Origin of the sequence: Hypericibacter terrae (assembly GCF_008728855.1) — a bacterium.
Classification (GTDB): domain Bacteria; phylum Pseudomonadota; class Alphaproteobacteria; order Dongiales; family Dongiaceae; genus Hypericibacter; species Hypericibacter terrae.
In genome coordinates, this window is the sequence record NZ_CP042906.1 from 3,160,001 (window position 1) to 3,178,470 (window position 18,470).

General features: G+C 65.8%; 18 protein-coding genes and 1 tRNA gene (1 of these 19 cut by a window edge). 2 read left to right on the top strand and 17 right to left on the bottom strand.

Features of this window, described 5'->3' with window-relative positions; translation table 11 throughout:
- The 4 genes from FRZ44_RS14355 to FRZ44_RS14370 all read right to left on the bottom strand — a co-directional run.
- On the bottom strand, positions 1 to 136 hold the start of the coding sequence (locus FRZ44_RS14355) for a hydroxymethylglutaryl-CoA lyase (protein ID WP_151177834.1). Its footprint begins 788 nt before the window's first position; 136 of the gene's 924 nt are visible here — the first part of the coding sequence; it begins with the start codon at positions 134 to 136; the stop codon falls past the left edge of the window.
- Between the two features lie 23 nt (positions 137 to 159).
- On the bottom strand, positions 160 to 933 hold the full coding sequence (locus tag FRZ44_RS14360; protein WP_151177835.1) for an enoyl-CoA hydratase/isomerase family protein: 774 nt from the start codon (positions 931 to 933) through the stop codon (positions 160 to 162).
- Between the two features lie 11 nt (positions 934 to 944).
- On the bottom strand, positions 945 to 2,567 hold the full coding sequence (locus FRZ44_RS14365) for a carboxyl transferase domain-containing protein (protein ID WP_151177836.1): 1,623 nt from the start codon (positions 2,565 to 2,567) through the stop codon (positions 945 to 947).
- Between the two features lie 74 nt (positions 2,568 to 2,641).
- Complete coding sequence (locus FRZ44_RS14370) at positions 2,642 to 3,244, bottom strand: 2-hydroxychromene-2-carboxylate isomerase (protein ID WP_151177837.1); 603 nt, start codon at positions 3,242 to 3,244, stop codon at positions 2,642 to 2,644.
- 246 nt (positions 3,245 to 3,490) lie between these two features.
- On the opposite strand from FRZ44_RS14370, the gene FRZ44_RS14375 reads away from it, so the two are divergent.
- Positions 3,491 to 3,865 (top strand): hypothetical protein, encoded by a 375-nt coding sequence (locus tag FRZ44_RS14375; protein ID WP_151177838.1) that lies wholly within the window; start codon positions 3,491 to 3,493, stop codon positions 3,863 to 3,865.
- Between the two features lie 40 nt (positions 3,866 to 3,905).
- On the opposite strand, the gene FRZ44_RS14380 is transcribed toward FRZ44_RS14375, so the two are convergent.
- From FRZ44_RS14380 to FRZ44_RS14410, 7 genes are all read right to left on the bottom strand, one after another.
- Positions 3,906 to 4,577, bottom strand: coding sequence for an SDR family oxidoreductase (locus tag FRZ44_RS14380; RefSeq protein ID WP_151177839.1), 672 nt, complete (start codon positions 4,575 to 4,577; stop codon positions 3,906 to 3,908).
- Between the two features lie 10 nt (positions 4,578 to 4,587).
- Positions 4,588 to 5,184 (bottom strand): DUF1989 domain-containing protein, encoded by a 597-nt coding sequence (locus FRZ44_RS14385; RefSeq protein WP_151177840.1) that lies wholly within the window; start codon positions 5,182 to 5,184, stop codon positions 4,588 to 4,590.
- Positions 5,184 to 5,600: a RidA family protein gene (locus FRZ44_RS14390; RefSeq protein ID WP_151177841.1), complete on the bottom strand. Its 417-nt coding sequence runs from the start codon at positions 5,598 to 5,600 to the stop codon at positions 5,184 to 5,186. Before FRZ44_RS14390 ends, FRZ44_RS14385 begins: the two co-directional genes overlap by 1 nt.
- A 12-nt stretch (positions 5,601 to 5,612) precedes the next feature.
- Positions 5,613 to 6,794 (bottom strand): isovaleryl-CoA dehydrogenase, encoded by a 1,182-nt coding sequence (locus tag FRZ44_RS14395; protein WP_151177842.1) that lies wholly within the window; start codon positions 6,792 to 6,794, stop codon positions 5,613 to 5,615.
- A gap of 44 nt (positions 6,795 to 6,838) precedes the next feature.
- The gene (gene mgtE / locus FRZ44_RS14400; protein ID WP_225308262.1) at positions 6,839 to 8,275 is read right to left on the bottom strand and encodes a magnesium transporter; all 1,437 of its coding nucleotides are present in this window, start codon (positions 8,273 to 8,275) and stop codon (positions 6,839 to 6,841) included.
- Entirely contained in the window at positions 8,272 to 10,569 is a 2,298-nt protein-coding gene (locus FRZ44_RS14405; RefSeq protein WP_151177843.1) for an NADP-dependent malic enzyme, read from the bottom strand. The genes mgtE and FRZ44_RS14405 overlap by 4 nt, the downstream gene beginning before the upstream one ends.
- Before the next feature lie 181 nt (positions 10,570 to 10,750).
- A tRNA-Leu gene (locus FRZ44_RS14410) sits at positions 10,751 to 10,835 on the bottom strand.
- 164 nt (positions 10,836 to 10,999) lie between these two features.
- On the opposite strand from FRZ44_RS14410, the gene lipB reads away from it, so the two are divergent.
- Positions 11,000 to 11,662, top strand: a complete 663-nt coding sequence (gene lipB / locus FRZ44_RS14415) for a lipoyl(octanoyl) transferase LipB (protein ID WP_407657983.1) — start codon at positions 11,000 to 11,002, stop codon at positions 11,660 to 11,662.
- Positions 11,663 to 11,774: 112 nt separating this feature from the next.
- Here lipB and FRZ44_RS14420 read toward each other — a convergent pair whose 3' ends face one another.
- The 6 genes from FRZ44_RS14420 to FRZ44_RS14445 form a co-directional block, all read right to left on the bottom strand.
- The gene (locus tag FRZ44_RS14420) at positions 11,775 to 12,938 is read right to left on the bottom strand and encodes an IS4 family transposase (RefSeq protein WP_151177845.1); all 1,164 of its coding nucleotides are present in this window, start codon (positions 12,936 to 12,938) and stop codon (positions 11,775 to 11,777) included.
- 131 nt (positions 12,939 to 13,069) lie between these two features.
- Positions 13,070 to 13,345 (bottom strand): acylphosphatase, encoded by a 276-nt coding sequence (locus FRZ44_RS14425; RefSeq protein WP_151177846.1) that lies wholly within the window; start codon positions 13,343 to 13,345, stop codon positions 13,070 to 13,072.
- The gene (locus FRZ44_RS14430; RefSeq protein WP_151177847.1) at positions 13,342 to 15,327 is read right to left on the bottom strand and encodes an acetyl-CoA carboxylase biotin carboxylase subunit; all 1,986 of its coding nucleotides are present in this window, start codon (positions 15,325 to 15,327) and stop codon (positions 13,342 to 13,344) included. The genes FRZ44_RS14425 and FRZ44_RS14430 overlap by 4 nt, the downstream gene beginning before the upstream one ends.
- A gap of 7 nt (positions 15,328 to 15,334) precedes the next feature.
- Positions 15,335 to 16,093, bottom strand: coding sequence for a DUF1698 domain-containing protein (locus FRZ44_RS14435; RefSeq protein ID WP_151177848.1), 759 nt, complete (start codon positions 16,091 to 16,093; stop codon positions 15,335 to 15,337).
- A gap of 31 nt (positions 16,094 to 16,124) precedes the next feature.
- The gene (locus FRZ44_RS14440) at positions 16,125 to 17,657 is read right to left on the bottom strand and encodes an acyl-CoA carboxylase subunit beta (protein ID WP_151177849.1); all 1,533 of its coding nucleotides are present in this window, start codon (positions 17,655 to 17,657) and stop codon (positions 16,125 to 16,127) included.
- Positions 17,658 to 17,768: 111 nt separating this feature from the next.
- On the bottom strand, positions 17,769 to 18,464 hold the full coding sequence (locus FRZ44_RS14445) for an ATP12 family chaperone protein (RefSeq protein WP_151177850.1): 696 nt from the start codon (positions 18,462 to 18,464) through the stop codon (positions 17,769 to 17,771).
- Positions 18,465 to 18,470 lie beyond the last annotated feature (6 nt).

Below are 18,470 nucleotides of genomic sequence, written 5' to 3' on the forward strand. Positions count from 1 at the left end.
TCACGGAAAGCCCGCTCCCCGAGAGCTTGTCGATCAGCGCGATCTTGGTCGCGGCCGGGACCGGCTTCATCTCGTTCTGCAGCCCGTCGCGCGGACCGACCTCGACCATGCGGACCGATTTGGGCAAGCGCGTCATCAGGATCCTTCCCTGCCCTGCTCTCAAGCCTGCCAGTTGGGCTTGCGCCTGCCGAAGAAGGCGGCAATGCCTTCGCGCGCCTCGCCGCCGGCACGCGCGCGCGCGATGCGGGCCGCCGTGTCCTCGATCATCGCCACATTGATGGGGCCGCGGCCCACGCGCCGGATCAGCTTCTTGGTGGCGCCCAGCGCCTCCGGGCCGCCCAGCAGCAAGGCCTCGACATGGCGGGCGACGGCCGCGTCAAGATCCTCGACCACCTCATGCAGCAAGCCCAGCTCGCGGGCCGTCGCCGCGTCGAACCGCTCGCCGGTCATGAAATAGCGCCGTGCGGCGCGCTCGCCGATCGCCTGCACCACATAGGGACCGATGGTGGCCGGGATGAGCCCGATCCGCACCTCGGTCAATCCGAACATGACCTGGGCCGTGCCGACAGCGATATCGCAGGCGGCGACCAGTCCCACCCCGCCGCCCATCGCCGCGCCCTGCACCGCCGCGATGGTCGGCTTTGGGATGAAGTTGAGCCGCTGCATCAACAGTGCCAGGCGATTGGCGTCGGCCAGATTCTCTTCCTCGGAATAGGCGGCCATGCGGCGCATCCAGTCGAGATCGCCGCCGGCAGAGAAGCTCTTGCCGTTCGCGGCCAGCACGACGACGCGGACGGACGGATCGTTCTCGGCCTCGTCGATCGCCTGGGTCAGTTCCTCGATCAGCGCCTCGTCGAAGGCGTTGTGCTTCTCCGGGCGGTTGAGAACCAGCCTGGCGACGGCGCCTTTGCGTTCCTTGATCAATCGCGACATGGGAGCAGACCTCAGAGCCGGAACACGCCAAACTTGGTCTCGGGGATCGGCGCGTTCAAGCTGGCTTCGAGCGCCTGGATCAGCACCGCGCGCGTCTCGGCAGGATCGACGATGCCGTCGTCCCAGAGCCGCGCGCTGGCATAATAGGGATGGCCCTGCTGGTCATATTGCTGGCGGATCGGCGCCTTGAAGGCCTCGTTTTCCTCGGCACTCCAGCTCTGGCCCTTGGCCTCGAGATTGTCGCGCTTGATCTGGGCCAATACCGAGGCCGCCTGCTCGCCGCCCATGACCGAGATGCGCGAATTGGGCCAGGAGAAGAGGAAGCGCGGGCTGTAGGCGCGCCCGCACATCGCGTAGTTGCCGGCCCCGAAGCTGCCGCCGATCATCACGGTCAGTTTCGGCACCTGCGCGCAGGCGACGGCCATCACCATCTTGGCCCCGTCCTTGGCGATGCCGCCCGCCTCGTATTTACGGCCCACCATGAAGCCGGTGATGTTCTGGAGGAACAGGATCGGCGTGCGGCGCTGGGCGCAGAGCTCGACGAAATGCGCCCCCTTCTGCGCCGATTCCGAGAACAGGATGCCCTTGTTGGCGAGAATACCGACAGGGATCCCGCCCAGATGAGCGAAGCCGCAGACCAGTGTCGGACCGTAGAGCGGCTTGAAATCGTGGAACTCGCTGCCATCGACCAGCCGGGCAATGACCTCGCGCACCTCGTAGCCCTTGCGCAGATCCATCGGCACGATGCCGTAGAGCTCCTTGGGATCGTAGAGCGGCGGGCGCGGCGCCTCGCGGGCAATGGCGCCAGCCCCGGCGAGGCGCAAACCCGCGGTGCCCGCATTGGCCAGGATCCGGCGCGCGATCGCGAGCGCGTCGGCATCGTCTTTTGCCAGATGATCGGTGACGCCCGAGGTCCGGCTGTGGAGGTCGGCGCCGCCCAAGGCCTCGGCATCGACGACCTCGCCGGTCGCGGCCTTCACCAAGGGCGGACCGCCCAGGAAGATCGTCCCCTGCCCCTTGACGATGATGGCCTCGTCCGACATAGCCGGCACATAGGCGCCACCCGCGGTGCAGGAACCCATTACCACCGCGATCTGCGGCACGCCGACAGAGGACAGCCGCGCCTGATTGTAGAAGATGCGGCCGAAATGATCGCGGTCGGGAAAGACCTCGTCCTGATTCGGCAGATTGGCGCCGCCGGAATCGACCAGATAGATGCAGGGCAGCCGGTTCTCCGCCGCGATCTCCTGCGCCCGCAGATGCTTCTTCACGGTCAGCGGATAATAGGTACCGCCCTTGACGGTCGCGTCGTTGCAGACGATGACGCAGTCGCGCCCCGAGACGCGGCCGATGCCGGTCAGGATGCCGGCCGCCGGGACATTGTCCTCATAGACATCGTGGGCCGCCAGCGCCGACAGCTCGAGGAAATGCGAGCCCGGATCGATCAGCCGCTGGATGCGCTCGCGCGGCAGCAGCTTGCCGCGGCCGACATGGCGTTCGCGCGATGCGGCTCCGCCGCCTTCGGCGATCTTGCCGTGAAGCGCGCGCAGCTTCGCCACCTCGCCTGCCATCTGCTCGGCGCGTTCCTTGAACTCGGGCGTGGTCGGATTGACGGCGGTCGGGAGGGCGGCCATGGGCGACGACATTACCTCGGGGCGGAAAGAGACACTCGGAGGGCGCAGCGATCAAGGCCGGGGCGCGGGCGGGCTCACCAGCCGCCGCGCGCCAACCACTCCTCGACCTGGCCGAGGCGATCATGGCCCCAGAAGGGCTCGCCGTCGACATAGATGAAGGGCGAGCCGAAGACGCCGCGCTTGATCGCGGCCTCGGTTTCCGCCCGCAATTTGTCCTTGATGGCGGCATCGTTGATGCCGGCGACCAGCGCCGCCGAGTCGACCCCCAAGGACACCGCAACGTCGGCCACGGCCGCGGCATCGTTGACGCTGCGGCCCTCGCCGAAAATCCGGTCATAGGTTTTCAGTGCGAAGCGTTTCGCCAGAGCGCCGTCGCGTTCCTCCAGCCAGTAGAAGGCCCGGCTGGGGGCCACGCCAGCGAAGGGAAAGGGGCTCGGCAATCGGAACGGCAGGCCGAGCCGGCGTGCCGAACGCGCGAAATCATGCTGGTGATAGGGCCCGCGAAGCGGCTGCTCGACCAGGGGCTTCTGGCCGGTCTCCTTGAAGGCGACACCCAGCAGATAAGGCCGCCAGCGAACCTCACGACCATGGCGCGCCGCGATGGCCTCGATCTGGTGCGAAGCGAGGTAGCCATAGGGCGACGAGAAATCGAAATAGAACTCGACCGGATCGGCCATCCCGCTCAGCACTCCCCTCCGCTCTCGTCACCTTCGCGCCAAGGGCGGCCGCAAGGAACGCGCCGCCGCGAGACATCGTTGAAGTGTTGCGAGGCGGCCCCCTGAGTGCAAGCGCTTCTCACCGTCAAGCCGGTGCGCCCTCCGGGATTCAGACGAGCAATAAAGGAAGCGAAGAAAACCAATGGCTTATTGCAAGATGTCCCTGAATCGGTTGCCGAAACCTGCCGGCGACACCAAATAACACTCATGAAACCGATGCTGAAATCCATCGCGGTGACTTGCCTGACGCTGGGGCTGGCGACGGCTGTTCTGGGTACCGGGCAGATCGCGCAAGCGCAGGACGACATGCATGGCGTGGACATGCTTCATCCGGGTGCGCAATTCGCTCCGCAGATGCCCTCGGGGCTATCGCCCTCGGGTGGACCGATGACGCCGCCCGCCGCGAGCAGTGGTGGCGCCCAGCCGCCCGCCAACAGCGTCTATGCCCCGGGCACACCGCCCGGAACGAGCGACATCCACAACAATCCGTTCCGCAATTACGGCAGCTGCGACGGATCCTCGGCCTCGCCGAACCAGCAGATCGGCTCGGACAAGACCTTCTGCGGCTACGGCAAGAAGTAGGCTTGAGCCGACGCCCCGCCGGCCGGCGGGGCGAGCAGCCTCACCAGGGCAGGGTCGAACCGTCATAGTTGAAGAAGCTGCCGCTGTCGGCGGGTTTGAGCGCCGACAGTTTCTGGCGCAAGCCGGCGACGCTGCGCTGAGGCGAGATCTGCGCCGAGGGGCCGCCCATGTCGGTCTTGACCCACCCCGGATGCGCCACCACCACGATGACGCCGCGCCGTTTCCAGTCGATGGCGAGGCTTTTCATCGCTGCGTTGAGGGCCGCCTTGCTCGAGCGATAGGCGTAGGAGCCGCCGCTGCCATTGTCAGCGATGCTGCCCATGCGACTGGTCAGGCTCAGCACGATCTTGGCGCTGCCCATCTCGAGATTGGGCAGCAATGCCTCGGCGACGCGAACGGGCGCGATCGAGTTGATATGAAAAACCCGCAGCCAATCGTCGGGATCGGTCGATCCGTCGCTGCCGCCGACCCCGGCATTGTTCACCAGGATGTCGATCGCGTCGCCCTTCAATTCCTTCACCAGATGGGCGATCTGCCTGTCGTCGGCCACCTCGAGACGGTGCATCGTGACGTCGCCCTTGATCGCCGCCAGCTCCTTGGCGGCCTTGGGATCGCGCGCGCAGGCGTGAACCCGCCACCCCTCTTCCGCATATTGGCGGACGAACTCGAGACCAATGCCGCGATTGGCGCCGGTAACGAGGACGGTGTGCATGGCGGTCTCCTCAGCTGATCTGGAAATGGCAGTCCTTGATCTCGCCGCCGGGCCCGTTGATCGGCGTCACATCCATCGGGCAGGCGGAAAAGGCCATGATCAGGTCCATCTCCGCCCGCAGCAGCACATGGTCGCCGGGCTTCGAGACGGTCGGCAGGAACGAGATCTTGTGGTCGGCGCCGACCGGAATGTTCATCCACATGTTGAGGGGACAAGGCACCTCGGGCGGCGTCAGGCCAAGCTCCTTCATCGCCGCGTGAAGATTGTCGGTGCAGTTGTCGTGATATTCCTTGATGCCGAAATGGCGGTAGCGATGGACATCGCAGGCCGCGACCAGCGTGTCGTGAATCCCCGGCGAGCTGTCCTCCAGCCAGGTCAGCATGGGTGCGCGCTTGTTGCTCCGCAGCGCGTCGCCCACGACCGGAATGGTTCGGCCGATCTGGGGCCGCGTATGCTCCATCGACATGAACTCGTGCAGATCGTCGCTGCGGAAGGCCCAAGTATCGAGCACCTGGGTTCCGTGCGTGTTGACGATCCTGATGGTCTGGCCCGCCTTCATGCGCGCCGCCTTGCCGCGCCGCGCCGGGACCGCCGTCAATCCGCTCATCACTTCCTCCCACCTGGACGATCCACCGGATCGCTGCTGTCGCGCCGGGCCGTGACCTCGATCTCGATCTTCATGCGCGGGTCGATCAATTGCGCCACGACCGTCGTGTTGGCGGGGCGCGCCTCCCGGCAGTACTGACCGATCACCGGCGCGATCCTGGTGAAATCGGCCGGATCGGTGAGATGGATCTGGATCCGGACCATATCCTTGAGCCCGGACTTGGCCTGCTCGAGCGCCCATTGGATATTGCGGAAACATTGGTGGGTCTGCTCGACCACGTCGGCCGCGATCGTGCCGGCCTTGTAGTCGAACCCGGTCGTCCCCGAGACGAAGATCCAGTCGCCATCGACAACGGCCCGGCTATAGCCGGCCAGTTGCTCGAAGGACGAGCCCGATGAAATCCGCTGCCGTGCCATGCCCTATTCCCCTTACACCGATTCTTCGAACAGCTCGCGCCCGATCAGCCAGCGCCGGATCTCCGACGTGCCGGCGCCGATCTCATAGAGCTTGGCGTCGCGCAGCAGCCGTCCCGTCGGGTAGTCGTTGATATAGCCGTTGCCGCCCAGCACCTGGATCGCCTCGAGGGCCATCCAGGTCGCCTTCTCGGCCGCAAACAGGATGGCACCGGCGGCGTCCTTGCGCGAGCCATGGCCGCGGTCGCAGGCCCTTGCCACGGCATAGACATAGGCCCGCGCGGCATTGGCAATCGTGTACATGTCGGCGATCTTGCCCTGCATCAGCTGGAAGCTGCCGATCGGCTCGCCGAACTGCTTGCGCTCATGGATATAGGGGATCACCACGTCGAGGCAGGACTGCATGATGCCGATGGGCCCGGCTGCCAGCACGGCGCGCTCGAAATCGAGCCCGCTCATCAGGACCTTCACCCCCGCCCCTTCGAGCCCCATGCGGTTGGCCTCCGGAACGAAGCAATCCTTGAACACCAGCTCGCCGGTGTTGGAGCCGCGCATGCCGAGCTTGTCGAGCTTGGCCGAGGTGGTGAAGCCCTTCATCCCCTTCTCGATGAAGAAACAGGTGATGCCGCGGGCGCCCGCCTCGGGGTCGGTCTTGGCGTAGACCACCAGCAAATCCGCATCGGGACCGTTGGTGATCCACATTTTGGTGCCGTTCAAAACATAGCCGTCGGCGACCCGCTTGGCCTGCAGCTTCATGCTGACCACGTCCGAGCCGGCCCCCGGCTCGCTCATGGCGAGCGCGCCGACATGCTCGCCCGAGATCAGCTTCGGCAGATATTTGCGCTTCTGCGCCTCGCTCGCATTGCGGCGGATCTGGTTGACGCAGAGGTTGGAATGGGCGCCGTAGGACAAGCCGACGCTGGCGGAGGCACGGCTGATCTCTTCCATCGCCACGCAATGCTCGAGATAGCCCATTCCGGCGCCGCCGAACTCCGGCTCGACCGTGATGCCGAGCACGCCCAGCGACCCCATCTTCTGCCAAAGATCTTCGGGGAACTGGTTGCTGCGGTCGATGTCGGCCGCGCGTGGCGCGATCTCGCGCGCGGCGAAGTCGGCGACCTGGTCGCGCATCATCTCGGCGGTCTCGCCGAGGTCGAAATCGAGCGACCGGAACCGGTTATGGCCGGTGGTTGCCATGGGCAGACTTCCTCCCTGAAGATGCCGCAAAGCCTAGCGCTGGATCACAGCAAGAACAAGGTTGCGAGCCCCAGGAAGGAGAAGAAGCCGAACACGTCGGTGGTGGTGGTGAGGAAGGGTCCCGCGCCGATGGCGGGGTCGATGCCGAAGCGCGCCAGGGTCAGCGGAATCAAGGTGCCGGCGATGCCGGCCCAGATCATGTTGAAAACCATCGCCGCGCCCAGCACCAGCCCGATGGGGAGGCCGAAGAAAAATGACGTCACGGTCCCCATGACCAGCGCGAACACGGCCGCGTTGATGGCCGCCACGGCAATTTCCTTGCCCACCACGCGCCACACATTGCTGCCGCGCGGCTGCAGATCGCGGGTCGCGAGCGCCCGGACCATCACGGTGATGACCTGGACCCCGGCATTGCCGCCCATGGCGGCGACGATCGGCATCAGGATGGCGAGGGCCACGATCTGTTCGATGGTAGCCTCGAACTGCGAGATCACGGTCGAGGCGATGGCCGAATTGCAGAGGGTCACCACCAGCCAGCGGACCCGGCGCCAGGCGGTCTCGAGCGCCGGCGCATGGAAATCCGTCTCGCTCACGCCGACGATGCCGAGCAGATCCTCCTCGGCCTCCTCCTCGATGACATGGACCACGTCGTCCACGGTGATCACGCCCAGGAGACGGCCGGCATCGTCCACGACCGGCGCCGACATGAGCCCATATTGCCGGAAGAGATAGGCGACCGATTCCTGGTCCATCGTGGCCGGGACCACGCGGAACTCGGTATGCATCAGGTCTTCGAGCTTCACGATGCGCTTGTTGCGCATGGCGCGCGAGAGGGGCACCGCGCCGATCGGCTTGTGCATCGGATCGACCACGAAGAGATCGTAGAAATCGTCCGGCAGATCCTGGTTGGCGCGCAGGTAATCGATCGCCTCGCCCACCGTCCAGTGCTGGGGCACCGCCACCAGATCGCGCTGCATCAGGCGGCCGGCGCTGTCTTCCGGATAGGTGAGGCCCTGCTCGATGACGGCGCGGTCCGCGGCCGGGATCGCACGCAGGACGCGCTGCTTCTCGGCCTCGTCCAGATCCTCGAGGATGTCGACCGCATCGTCGGTCTCGAGCTCGGAGACCGCCTGCGCCACCTCGCCCGGACTCATCAGCCCGATCACCTCATCGCGCACCACCTCGTCGAGGTAGTTGAGGGTCTCGGGCTCGAGGATATGACGGCAGACCTTGATGACGAACCGGCGCTCGTCGGGTGTCAACGCCTGCAGCAGGTCGGCAAAGTCGGCGGGATGCAGCTCGTCGACCAGTTTCTCGATCTGGGCGAGGTCACCCTCCCCGACCGCCCGCCGCGCCCGGGCTACCGCCTCCGGCGAGACGCCATAGAGCGCTTCCGTTTCGGAGAGCTTGACCTCGTCGGAGGTGGGACCCTCGCCGTCCGGGCGCCGTTCCAGATCGGGTTGCGGCGCCTCGCTGCTCACGGACGTGCGGTCTCCGTGCCTTGGGCCGCCGCGGCCTGCGCGTCGACGGCCGCCACGGCGGTCATATTGACGATGCCGCGCACGGTGATCGACGGCACCACCACATGGACCGGCATGGCGACGCCCATCAGCATCGGCCCCACCGAGAGGCCGTTGCCCAGGGTCTTCAGCAGGTTGAAGGAGATGTTGGCGGCGTCGAGGGTCGGCATGACCAGGAGATTGGCCTGGCCCTTGAGGCGCGAATTGGGGAAGAGGCGCAGGCGGATCTGCTCGCTAATCGCGTTGTCGCCATGCATCTCGCCCTCGACCTCGAGCTCCGGCGCGCGCTCCCGGATCAGCTCCAGCGCCGCGCGCATCAGCTTGGCGGTCGGGGTGTCGCGGGTGCCGAAGTTGGAATGGGAGAGCAGCGCCGCCTTCGGCATGATTCCGAACTTCGGCACGGCCGCCGCGGCCAGCAGCGCGAATTCCGCGACCTGCTCGGCCGTCGGCTCCGGCGTCACATGGGTATCACCCAGGAAGAAGGTCCCGGTCGGCAGGATCAGGGCCGTCAGCGCATAGGCATGGGACACGCCCGGGGCCAGCCCGATCACGTCCAGCAAATGGGCCACATGGCGGATATATTTGCCGACCGTGCCGCAGATGAGCGCGTCCGCCTCGCCGCGGCGGACCATCAGCGCGCCAATGATCGTGTTGCGGGTGCGCACGACGGTCTGCGCCGAGGACTGGGTAACGCCCTTCCGCTCGGTCAGGCTGTGATAGAGGGTCCAATATTCGCGGAAGCGGTGATCCTCCTCGGGATCGACCAGCTCGACATCCTTGCCCGGCACGATGCGCAGGCCCAGCCGCTTGATGCGGCTGGCGACCACGGCACGCCGGCCGATCAGGATCGGCTGCGCCAGCCCTTCGTCGACCACCGTCTGGGCCGCCTGCAGCACCCGCTCCTCTTCGCCCTCGGCATAGCAGACACGCTTCCGGTCCTGACGCGCGCGATCGAACATCGGCTTCATCAGCAGGCCGGAGCGGAACACATACTGGCTGAGGCGGTCGCGATAGGCGGCGAGATCGGCAATGGGACGCGTGGCGACGCCGCTTTCCATCGCGGCCTTCGCCACCGCCGGCGCGATCGCCACCAGGAGCCGCCGGTCGAAGGGACGCGGAATGAGATAATCCGGCCCGAAGCTTGGCACCTCGCCGCCATAGGCCCGGGTCACCTCGTCGGTGATCTCGGCCTGGGCCAGATCGGAGATCGCCTTCACGCAGGCGATCTCCATCGCCTCGTTGATGGTGGTGGCGCCGACATCGAGCGCGCCGCGGAAGATGAAGGGGAAGCAGAGGACGTTGTTGACCTGGTTCGGATAGTCCGAGCGTCCGGTGGCGATGACCGCGTCCTCGCGCACGGCCCGCACTTCCTCGGGCAGGATCTCAGGCGTCGGATTGGCCAGCGCCAGCACGATCGGCCGGGCTGCCATCGTCGCCACCCATTCGGGCTTCATGACCCGGGGTGCCGAGAGGCCGAGAAAGATGTCGGCGTCCTTGATCACCTCGGAGAGCTTGCGCGCATTGGTCTCCTTGGCGTAGCGCTCCTTGAGCGGGTCCATTTCCTCCTTGCGGCCGCGATAGACCACGCCCGCGATGTCGGTGACGGTGATGTTCTCCATCTTGAGCCCGAGGCGCACGAGGAGGCCGAGGCAGGTCAGCGCCGCGGCGCCGGCGCCTGAGGTCACCAGCTTCACCTCCTCGATCCTTTTGTCGACGATCTTGAGGGCATTGGTGATCGCGGCCGCGACGATGATGGCGGTGCCATGCTGGTCGTCATGAAAGACCGGGATCTTCATGCGCTGGCGGAGCTTGCGCTCCACCTCGAAACATTCCGGCGCCTTGATGTCCTCGAGATTGATCGCGCCGAAGCTGGGCTCCAGGCTGGCGATGATGTCGACCAACTTGTCGGGGTCGCGCTCGTCGATCTCGAGGTCGAACACGTCGATGCCGGCAAAGGTCTTGAACAGGACCGCCTTGCCCTCCATCACCGGCTTGGCCGCCAGGGGACCGATCGCCCCCAGCCCCAACACGGCGGTCCCGTTGGTGACGACCGCGACCAGATTGGCCCTTCCCGTAACGCGGGCCGCCTCGGCGGGGTCGGTCACGATCGCCTCGCAGGCGAAGGCCACCCCCGGCGAATAGGCCAGCGCCAGGTCGCGCTGGTTGGCCAAGGGCTTGGTCGCCACGATGGCGAGCTTCCCGGGAACCGGGGTGCGGTGATATTCGAGCGCGCTGGCGCGCAGGTCTTCGGTCATGGGAGGGGATGGGCCTGACGCTGGTGAAACCGGCCCGGGAGTATAGCCAGCGATTGTCGTGCCGCCACCGGGGTTTACGTCAGGTCTGGCAGACCCCAAATGAAGGTCGGAAAGGGGCTCGGCGCCAGGCCCGGAAACGCCGAAGCCCGCGCGGGGTCACCGGCGGGCTCCAGGCAGGCATTGGTGCGGTCGAGAAGACTCGAACTTCCACGGGTTGCCCCACAGCGACCTCAACGCTGCGCGTCTACCAGTTCCGCCACGACCGCATGTCAGGGATGGGCTTGCCATCCGTGGCTGCGGGGGAATAGCAAATCGGGGGACCGCGATCAAGTTGAACCGGCGGCGGCCCAAAGCCGCGGAAATCCAGGAGGATAAACCCCTGTCCGAAAGCGCCACCGAAACCCTGGCCAAAGCCCCTCCGGCGGCCCCCGTGGAATGGCGGGTCAGCGACGCGCTGACCCCCTATCCCGAGGCCGTGGCGGCCATGGAGGCCCGGGTGGCTGCCATAGCCCGCGGCGAAGCACCCGAGCTGATCTGGCTGGTGGAACACCCGCCGCTCTATACGGCCGGCACCAGCGCCCGTGCCGGAGATCTGCTGGAGCCCGGCCGGTTCCCCGTATTCGAGAGCGCCCGCGGCGGGCAGTTCACCTATCACGGGCCCGGCCAGCGGGTGGCCTACACGATGCTCTCGATCGCGGCGCGGGGCGGCGATCTCCGCCGTTTCGTCCATGATCTCGAGGAATGGATCATCCGCACCCTCGCCCGCTTCAACCTGAAGGGCGAGCGCCGCGAGGGCCGGGTCGGCATTTGGATCGCGAGGCCCGGCGGGGCCGAGGACAAGATCGCGGCGCTGGGCATCCGGGTCCGGCGCGGCGTCACCTATCACGGCATCGCCATCAACCTCGATCCCGACCTCGCCCATTTCTCAGGCATCGTGCCCTGCGGCATCCAGGGCGGCGGCACCTCGCCCTACGGTGTCACCTCGCTAGTGAACGAGGGCATCCTGATCTCGATGCCGGAACTCGACATGGCCCTCAGAGGTGCGTTCGAGGAGGTGTTCGGGGGGACGGATACGCGATATGTCGCGTCATAATCCCTCCCCCCTTTTGGGGGAAGCTTAGGAAGGGGGGATGATCGAAGACCTCGATCTTGGCTCCACCCCCTCCCTTACCCTCCCCCCTCAAGGCAGGGCTGTCCGGGGAAAGTTACACATAACAGAAGTCCAATTGGGTGGTTGGGGTCTTTGGTTTTGGCTTTCTGGGGTTAACGGGCGGTGCTCGGTCGATCCGATGGATGGTTTTCCTGGTAAAGAGCGACTGGCCGACGAGTTCGGCCAGCCGCAGGGAGGGGATTTTCACACTGTGAAGGCGCGCGGCGATGCGCAGCAGCAGATAGGCGATCATGGCGGCGAGGATCTGCAGCTGAATGGCATTTTCGTTGTTGCCGAGGAACTTGCGGATGACCAGATGCTGCTTGACCCAGCGGAACAGCAGCTCGATCTGCCAGCGGATTTTGTAGAGCGTGGCGATTTCGACGGCCGAGCGCTCCCTGTCGTTGGTGACGAGCGTGATGAGGCCACCCTTCTCGCGCCGGACCCGGATCCGGCGCAACGGCACCGCCAGCTTGGAATCGCCCTTGCTGACAAGACGGACCTCGGCGTCGTCGACGATTCTGAAGCCGGCGCCGACGATCTTCCTGGGTTTGCGCCGCTTGGTGGCGCGCAAGCGCATGTTGGACTTCGCCCGCGTGACGAAGATGGCATTCGTGGCGTCGATCTGGCTCCACCAGCCGTAGTGACAGTAGCCCTTGTCGAAGACATAGGTGGCCCCGGCCTCGAGCGTCACCCGGCGGCCGATCTCGACATCGTTGATGGTGGCCCGCGTCACCTCGACCGAGCAGGGGCGGTCGTTCTCCGGATCGTAGGCCACATGCATCTTCAGGCCGCGGATGCGCCCGTTCCAATCCGCCCAGCCGCAGACCTTGCCCAGCGGGATCGGCGAGGCATCGATCAGGCGCACCATCTCGGCCCCTTCCTGGCGAACCTGCCGGCCCACAGCCTGCGAGAGCGTATCAAACAACGCCGAGAACACCCCGACCGGACGACGGGCATTGGCATCCGACAAGGTCGAGCGGGAAATCTTCTCCACGCCGAGGTGATAATGATGATGAGGGTTGGCGTTGAAACCCGTCACCAAGCCCCGCAGGCTCGTGGCATGACCAAGCTGGGCATAGATCAGCGCCACCAGATGGTCCCAGCTCTTGAAAGACTTGTCGTAGGCATCCCCGTCATGACGCTCCACCAGGCTACGAAAATGCCGCCGGTCGATCGGTTTCAGCAGGCTCACAAAAATGCTATCTCTGTACTGCATGCCCGGTCCTCTTTCTGAGTCTCGACAACCAGAAAGTAGCCGGAAAACCTCCGGAAAACCGGGCATGCGCCCGCGGCCAATCGACTCATTCCCCGGACAGCCCTGCCCTCAAGGGGGAGGGGATAAAGGCCTCACGCATCCGGCCATTGGTGAAAGCCGTTCTCATCCGGCTCGTCGGCGTCGAAGCTTTCGATGCCGGTGACCTTGGCCAAGGGCGGGCCCTGGCGGCAGAGGTCGACCATTTCCTCGATTCGCGTGACAGGCCCTGCGAACAACGCCTCGACCTCGCCGGTAGCGAGATTGCGCACCCATCCCTTCAGGCCGCGCTTGTTCGCTTCGCTCATGGTCCAGGCGCGATACCAGACGCCCTGGACCTTGCCCGAAATGACGATGCGTCGCGCGCTCATGCGAACTCCAGGATCACCTGATCGACCGCCAGGCTGTCGCCCGACGCCGCGTGAAGCTTCGCGACCTTGCCATCGCGCTCCGCGCGCAGCAGGTTCTCCATCTTCATCGCTTCCACCACTGCGAGCTCCTGCCCGGCCTTGACCTCCTGCCCCGCCGTCACGGCGAGGGAGACGAGGAGCCCCGGCATCGGCGACAGCAGGAAACGCGACATGTCGGGCGGAACCTTGACCGGCATGAAGCGCGCGAGCGCTGCCGCGCGCGGGGTCAGGACCTGCATCATCAGCTCGCTGCCGGCATGGGTAAGCTTGTAACCCACGCCCTTGCGATCGATCTGGACCGAGATGGGCTGCCCGTTGATCCGGCCCTGAAAGAGCGGATCGCCGATCCGCCAGTCGCCGATCAGCTCGTGGCTCGCTTCGCCGCTGATCACCGCATAGCCGCCCGCGGTCTCCGCGATCGTGACGGCGGTCGGTTCGCGGTCGATCATCACCACCCACTCGCCGCCGCTGGCAAGCTTGGGCGGACGCAAGCGGCCGCTGATCTGCTGGTCGCGCTGGCGCGACCGGTGATGGATCATGGCGGCGACCGCGATGAGCTGGCGCCGGCGCTCCTCATCGAGCGGCGCGCCATGGAACCCGTCCGGAAATTCCTCGGCGATGAAGTTGGTCGAGAGCTTGCCGTCGGCGAAACGCGGATGGCCCAGCAACGCCGACAGGAAGCCGATATTGTGGCTGACGCCGCGGATATAGAAGCTGTCGAGCGCCTCGCGCAGCGCCGCGGTCGCGTGGCGCCGGTCGCTGCCGCTGCCCACGACCTTGGCGATCATCGGATCGTAGAACATGCTGATCTCGGCGCCTTCATAGACGCCGCTGTCGATCCGGACCTGACCGACCCCTGTCGGCTCGCGATAGTTGGACAGGCGTCCCGTGGAAGGCAGGAATCCCCGCAAAGGATCCTCGGCATAGACCCGGGCCTCGATCGCCCAGCCCTCGAGCTTCACGTCCTTCTGCTTGAAGCCCAGCTTCTCGCCGGCGGCCACCCGGATCATCAGCTCGACCAGATCGAGGCCGGTGACGAGCTCGGTCACCGGATGCTCGACCTGCAGGCGCGTGTTCATCTCGAGGAAGTAGAAGTTGCGCTGCTGATCGACGATGAACTCGACGGTTCCGGCCGAGCGGTAATTCACGGCCCTGGCCAGGGCCACCGCCTGCGCGCCCATGGCGGCGCGGGTCTTGGCGTCGAGGAACGGGCTCGGCGCCTCCTCGATCACCTTCTGGTGGCGGCGCTGGATCGAGCATTCGCGCTCGCCCAGATAGACGATGTTGCCATGGCTGTCGCCCAGCACCTGGATCTCGATATGGCGCGGCTGCTCGATATATTTCTCGATGAAGACGCGGTCGTCCGCGAAGCTCGATTTCGCCTCGTGCGTGGCGCTGCGGAAGCCCTCATGGACCTCCTGGTCGGTGCGCGCGATGCGCATGCCCTTGCCGCCGCCGCCGGCCGAGGCCTTGATCATCACCGGATAACCGACGTCATTGGCGATCGCGACCGCCTCGGCCTCGTCCTTGATCACGCCCAGATAGCCCGGAACTGTGCTGACACCCGCCTGCTGCGCCAGCTTCTTGGATTCGATCTTGTCGCCCATGGCGCCGATCGCCCCGACGCCGGGGCCGATGAAGACGATGCCCGCCTCCTCGAGGGCCGCGGCGAATTTGCGGTTCTCCGAGAGGAAGCCATAGCCCGGATGGACCGCCTCGGCACCGGTCTGCCGGATGGCGTCGAGGATGCGCTCGATCGAAAGATAGCTCTGGGCCGAGGGTGCGGGTCCGATCGCCACCGCCTCGTCCGCCTCGCGCACATGCCTGGCATCGGCGTCCGCCTCGGAATAGACGGCGACCGTCTTGATGCCCATGGCACGGGCGGTGCGGATGACGCGGCAGGCGATCTCGCCGCGATTGGCGATGAGGATTTTCTTGAACATCACTTGCTCAGTGCGTTGTGCTGTCGGCCGGCGGCACTGGCTGTCTTCTGCCTTGTGCAAAACCACGACATTCGGGAAGAACCTTGGGCGAGTCCGTGAGCTTCCAACCGGTCGCGTGAGGAAACCCCGCGGCAAAGACCATGCGCATCAGGCAATTGAGATTCGGCACCCACCAGTTGGTGTCGTTGGAGCCGTATTCGTCGCGCGGATAGAATTCCATGACCACCTCGGAACCGGAATAGCCCTTGCCGAGACCGCCGCGATAGACGCTGTAGTCGTCGAGGATGGCCGTCTCGACGCAGATCAGCTCGTCGGTTACCGCCGCCAGGCGGTCCAGGGCCAGCAGCGGATGGCGAAGGTGATAGAGCGTGCCGAAAAAGAACACCACGTCGAAACGGCCCATCTGCGTCTCGGACACCTCATAGACGGACATTTCCCGGCGATCGCATCGAGCGGCATCGTAGCCGAGAGCACTCCGGCAGAAATCGAACGTCGCCCAGGCCTGGCGGTCGCTTTCGTCCAGACTGCCCAGATGATCGGAGAAATCGTCGATGGCGACCACCTGCCGCGCGCCGCGCTTCAGGGCCTCGAAGGTCCAGTACCCGTCCCAGGCGCCGACATCGAGGACCCGCTTGCCGGTCAGATCCTTCGGGATCTGGTAGGCCCCCGGATTGATCGGCGCCCAGCCAGGCGTGAAGACTCCCTCCGAAAGTTCGATCCGGTGATACCAGTAGGGAAACCGCCTTACGTCTTCGCTCAGGGACATTGCCGACGGACCTCTCCGGCCGATGACGGGTCTAAAGCGGAATATTGTCGTGCTTCTTCCAGGGATTCTCGAGCTTCTTGCCTTTGAGCATGGCGAGCGCCCGGCAGATCCGGCGGCGGGTCGATCGCGGCATGATCACGTCGTCGATGAAGCCGCGCGAGCCGGCGACGAAGGGATTGGCGAACTTGCTGCGATATTCCTCGGTGCGCTGGGCGATGGCGCCGGCATCGCCAATATCGGCGCGGAAGATGATCTCGACTGCGCCCTTCGGTCCCATCACCGCGATCTCGGCCGTCGGCCAGGCATAGTTCACGTCGCCGCGCAGATGCTTGGAGCTCATCACGTCATAGGCCCCGCCATAGGCCTTGCGGGTGATGACCGTCACCTTCGGCACCGTCGCCTCGCCATAGGCGAAGAGCAGCTTCGCGCCATGCTTGATGATGCCGCCGAACTCCTGGGCCGTGCCCGGGAGGAAGCCCGGCACATCGACGAAGGTCAGGATCGGAATGTTGAAGCAGTCGCAGAAGCGCACGAAGCGCGCGGCCTTGCGCGAGCTGTCGATATCGAGGCAGCCCGCCAGCACCATCGGCTGGTTGGCGACGATGCCGATCGTCGCTCCCTCCATGCGGCCGAAGCCGGTCAGGATGTTTCCGGCGAAATTCGGCTGCAGCTCGAAGAAATCGCCCTCGTCCACGACCTTCCGGATCAGCTCATGCATGTCGTAGGGTTTGTTGGGATTGGCCGGCACCAGCGTGTCGAGCGATTCCTCGATCCGGTCGCCGCTGTCGGTCGTCGGGCGCACCGGGACACCGTTGCGGTTCGATTCCGGCAGGAAGTCGAAGAAGCGGCGCACCTGCAGCAGCGCATCGACATCGTTTTCGAAGGCGAGATCGGCAACACCGGACTTGGCCGAGTGCGTGACGGCGCCGCCGAGCTCGTCATGGGTGACCGTCTCATGCGTGACCGTCTTCACCACATCGGGCCCGGTCACGAACATGTAGGAGGAATCCTTCACCATGAAGATGAAGTCGGTCATGGCGGGCGAATAGACGGCGCCGCCGGCGCAGGGCCCCATGATGAGCGAGATCTGCGGCACCACGCCCGAAGCGGTGATGTTGCGCTGGAACACCTCGGCGTAACCCGCGAGCGAGGCGACGCCTTCCTGGATCCGCGCGCCGCCGGAATCGTTGATCCCGATCACCGGCGCGCCGACCTTCACCGCCTGGTCCATCACCTTGCAGATCTTCTCCGCATGGGCCTCGGAGAGCGAGCCGCCGAAGACGGTGAAATCCTGGCTGAAGACGAAGACCAGCCGGCCGTTGATGGTGCCGTGCCCCGTGACCACGCCGTCACCCGGAATCTTCTGCTCCGCCATGCCGAAGTCCGAGGAGCGATGCTCGACGAACATGTCCCATTCCTCGAAGGAATCGGCGTCGAGCAGCAGCTCGATACGTTCGCGGGCCGTCAACCGGCCCTTGGCGTGCTGGGCTTCGATGCGGCGGGGGCCGCCCCCGGCGCGGGCCGCGGCCCGCTTCTCCTCGAGTAAGCGAAGGATTTCCTGCATGGGATGGCGGTTCCAACGGTCAGGGGGTAAATTATTACAGTTTTATGACAGTTCCCCAGGCGACTGGCCGTCGAGATAGCACCAATCCGACGCCAAAATGAAGCCAGATTTTCACGCTGAGAGAAGGGCCAGAAACCGCTCTGCCGCTTCGATTTCGGTCCTGAGGTCGACCTGGCGCCGGGCGGCCTCCGGGTCCAGGCCCCAGCGCTCGATCTGGTAGCTCTCATCGAGCAGGGAGAGTTCGAAAACCTCCTCACCCGAAAGCCGCCCCTCAAGCAGCGCCAGCCCCAGAACCACCGAACCGGCGGCCCCGGTCGCCGATGCCAGGGCCGTCAGCCGGAAGGGATCGAGGGCAGCCACGGCAGCCTCGATGGCGCGCAAGGCCTCGGGCGGCTGCGGACGCGGCATCACGCCGGTAACCACGAGCAAGGGGGCGTCATAGTAGAGCCGCGCCCAATCGACCAGCGGCTGCCAGAGCTGCTCCTGGCGCTCGACCAGGCCGCTCGGAGCCTCCGCCCGGTAGCAGACCAGATCCGTCGCGGCGAAGCCGGCGACGCTGGCTACGGTCGCCTGGGGCGCCTCGGCCACCTTGTCGATCGCGGTTGCCGCGAGCTGCATGAGCGGCATGCTCGACGGCCTGATCTTCTCGCCCTGGGCCTGCCATTCGGCCGCGACGGCTTCCGCCAAGGGCGCCGTCGGCAGCAGGAAGGGCTTGGCCGCGGGGCTGCGCATCGGCTTACCGTCGAGCGCCACCCCAAAGCCGCCGGCCTCCGCGCGGGCGGAAGCCGCCTGATAGAACCGCTTCATCCCTGC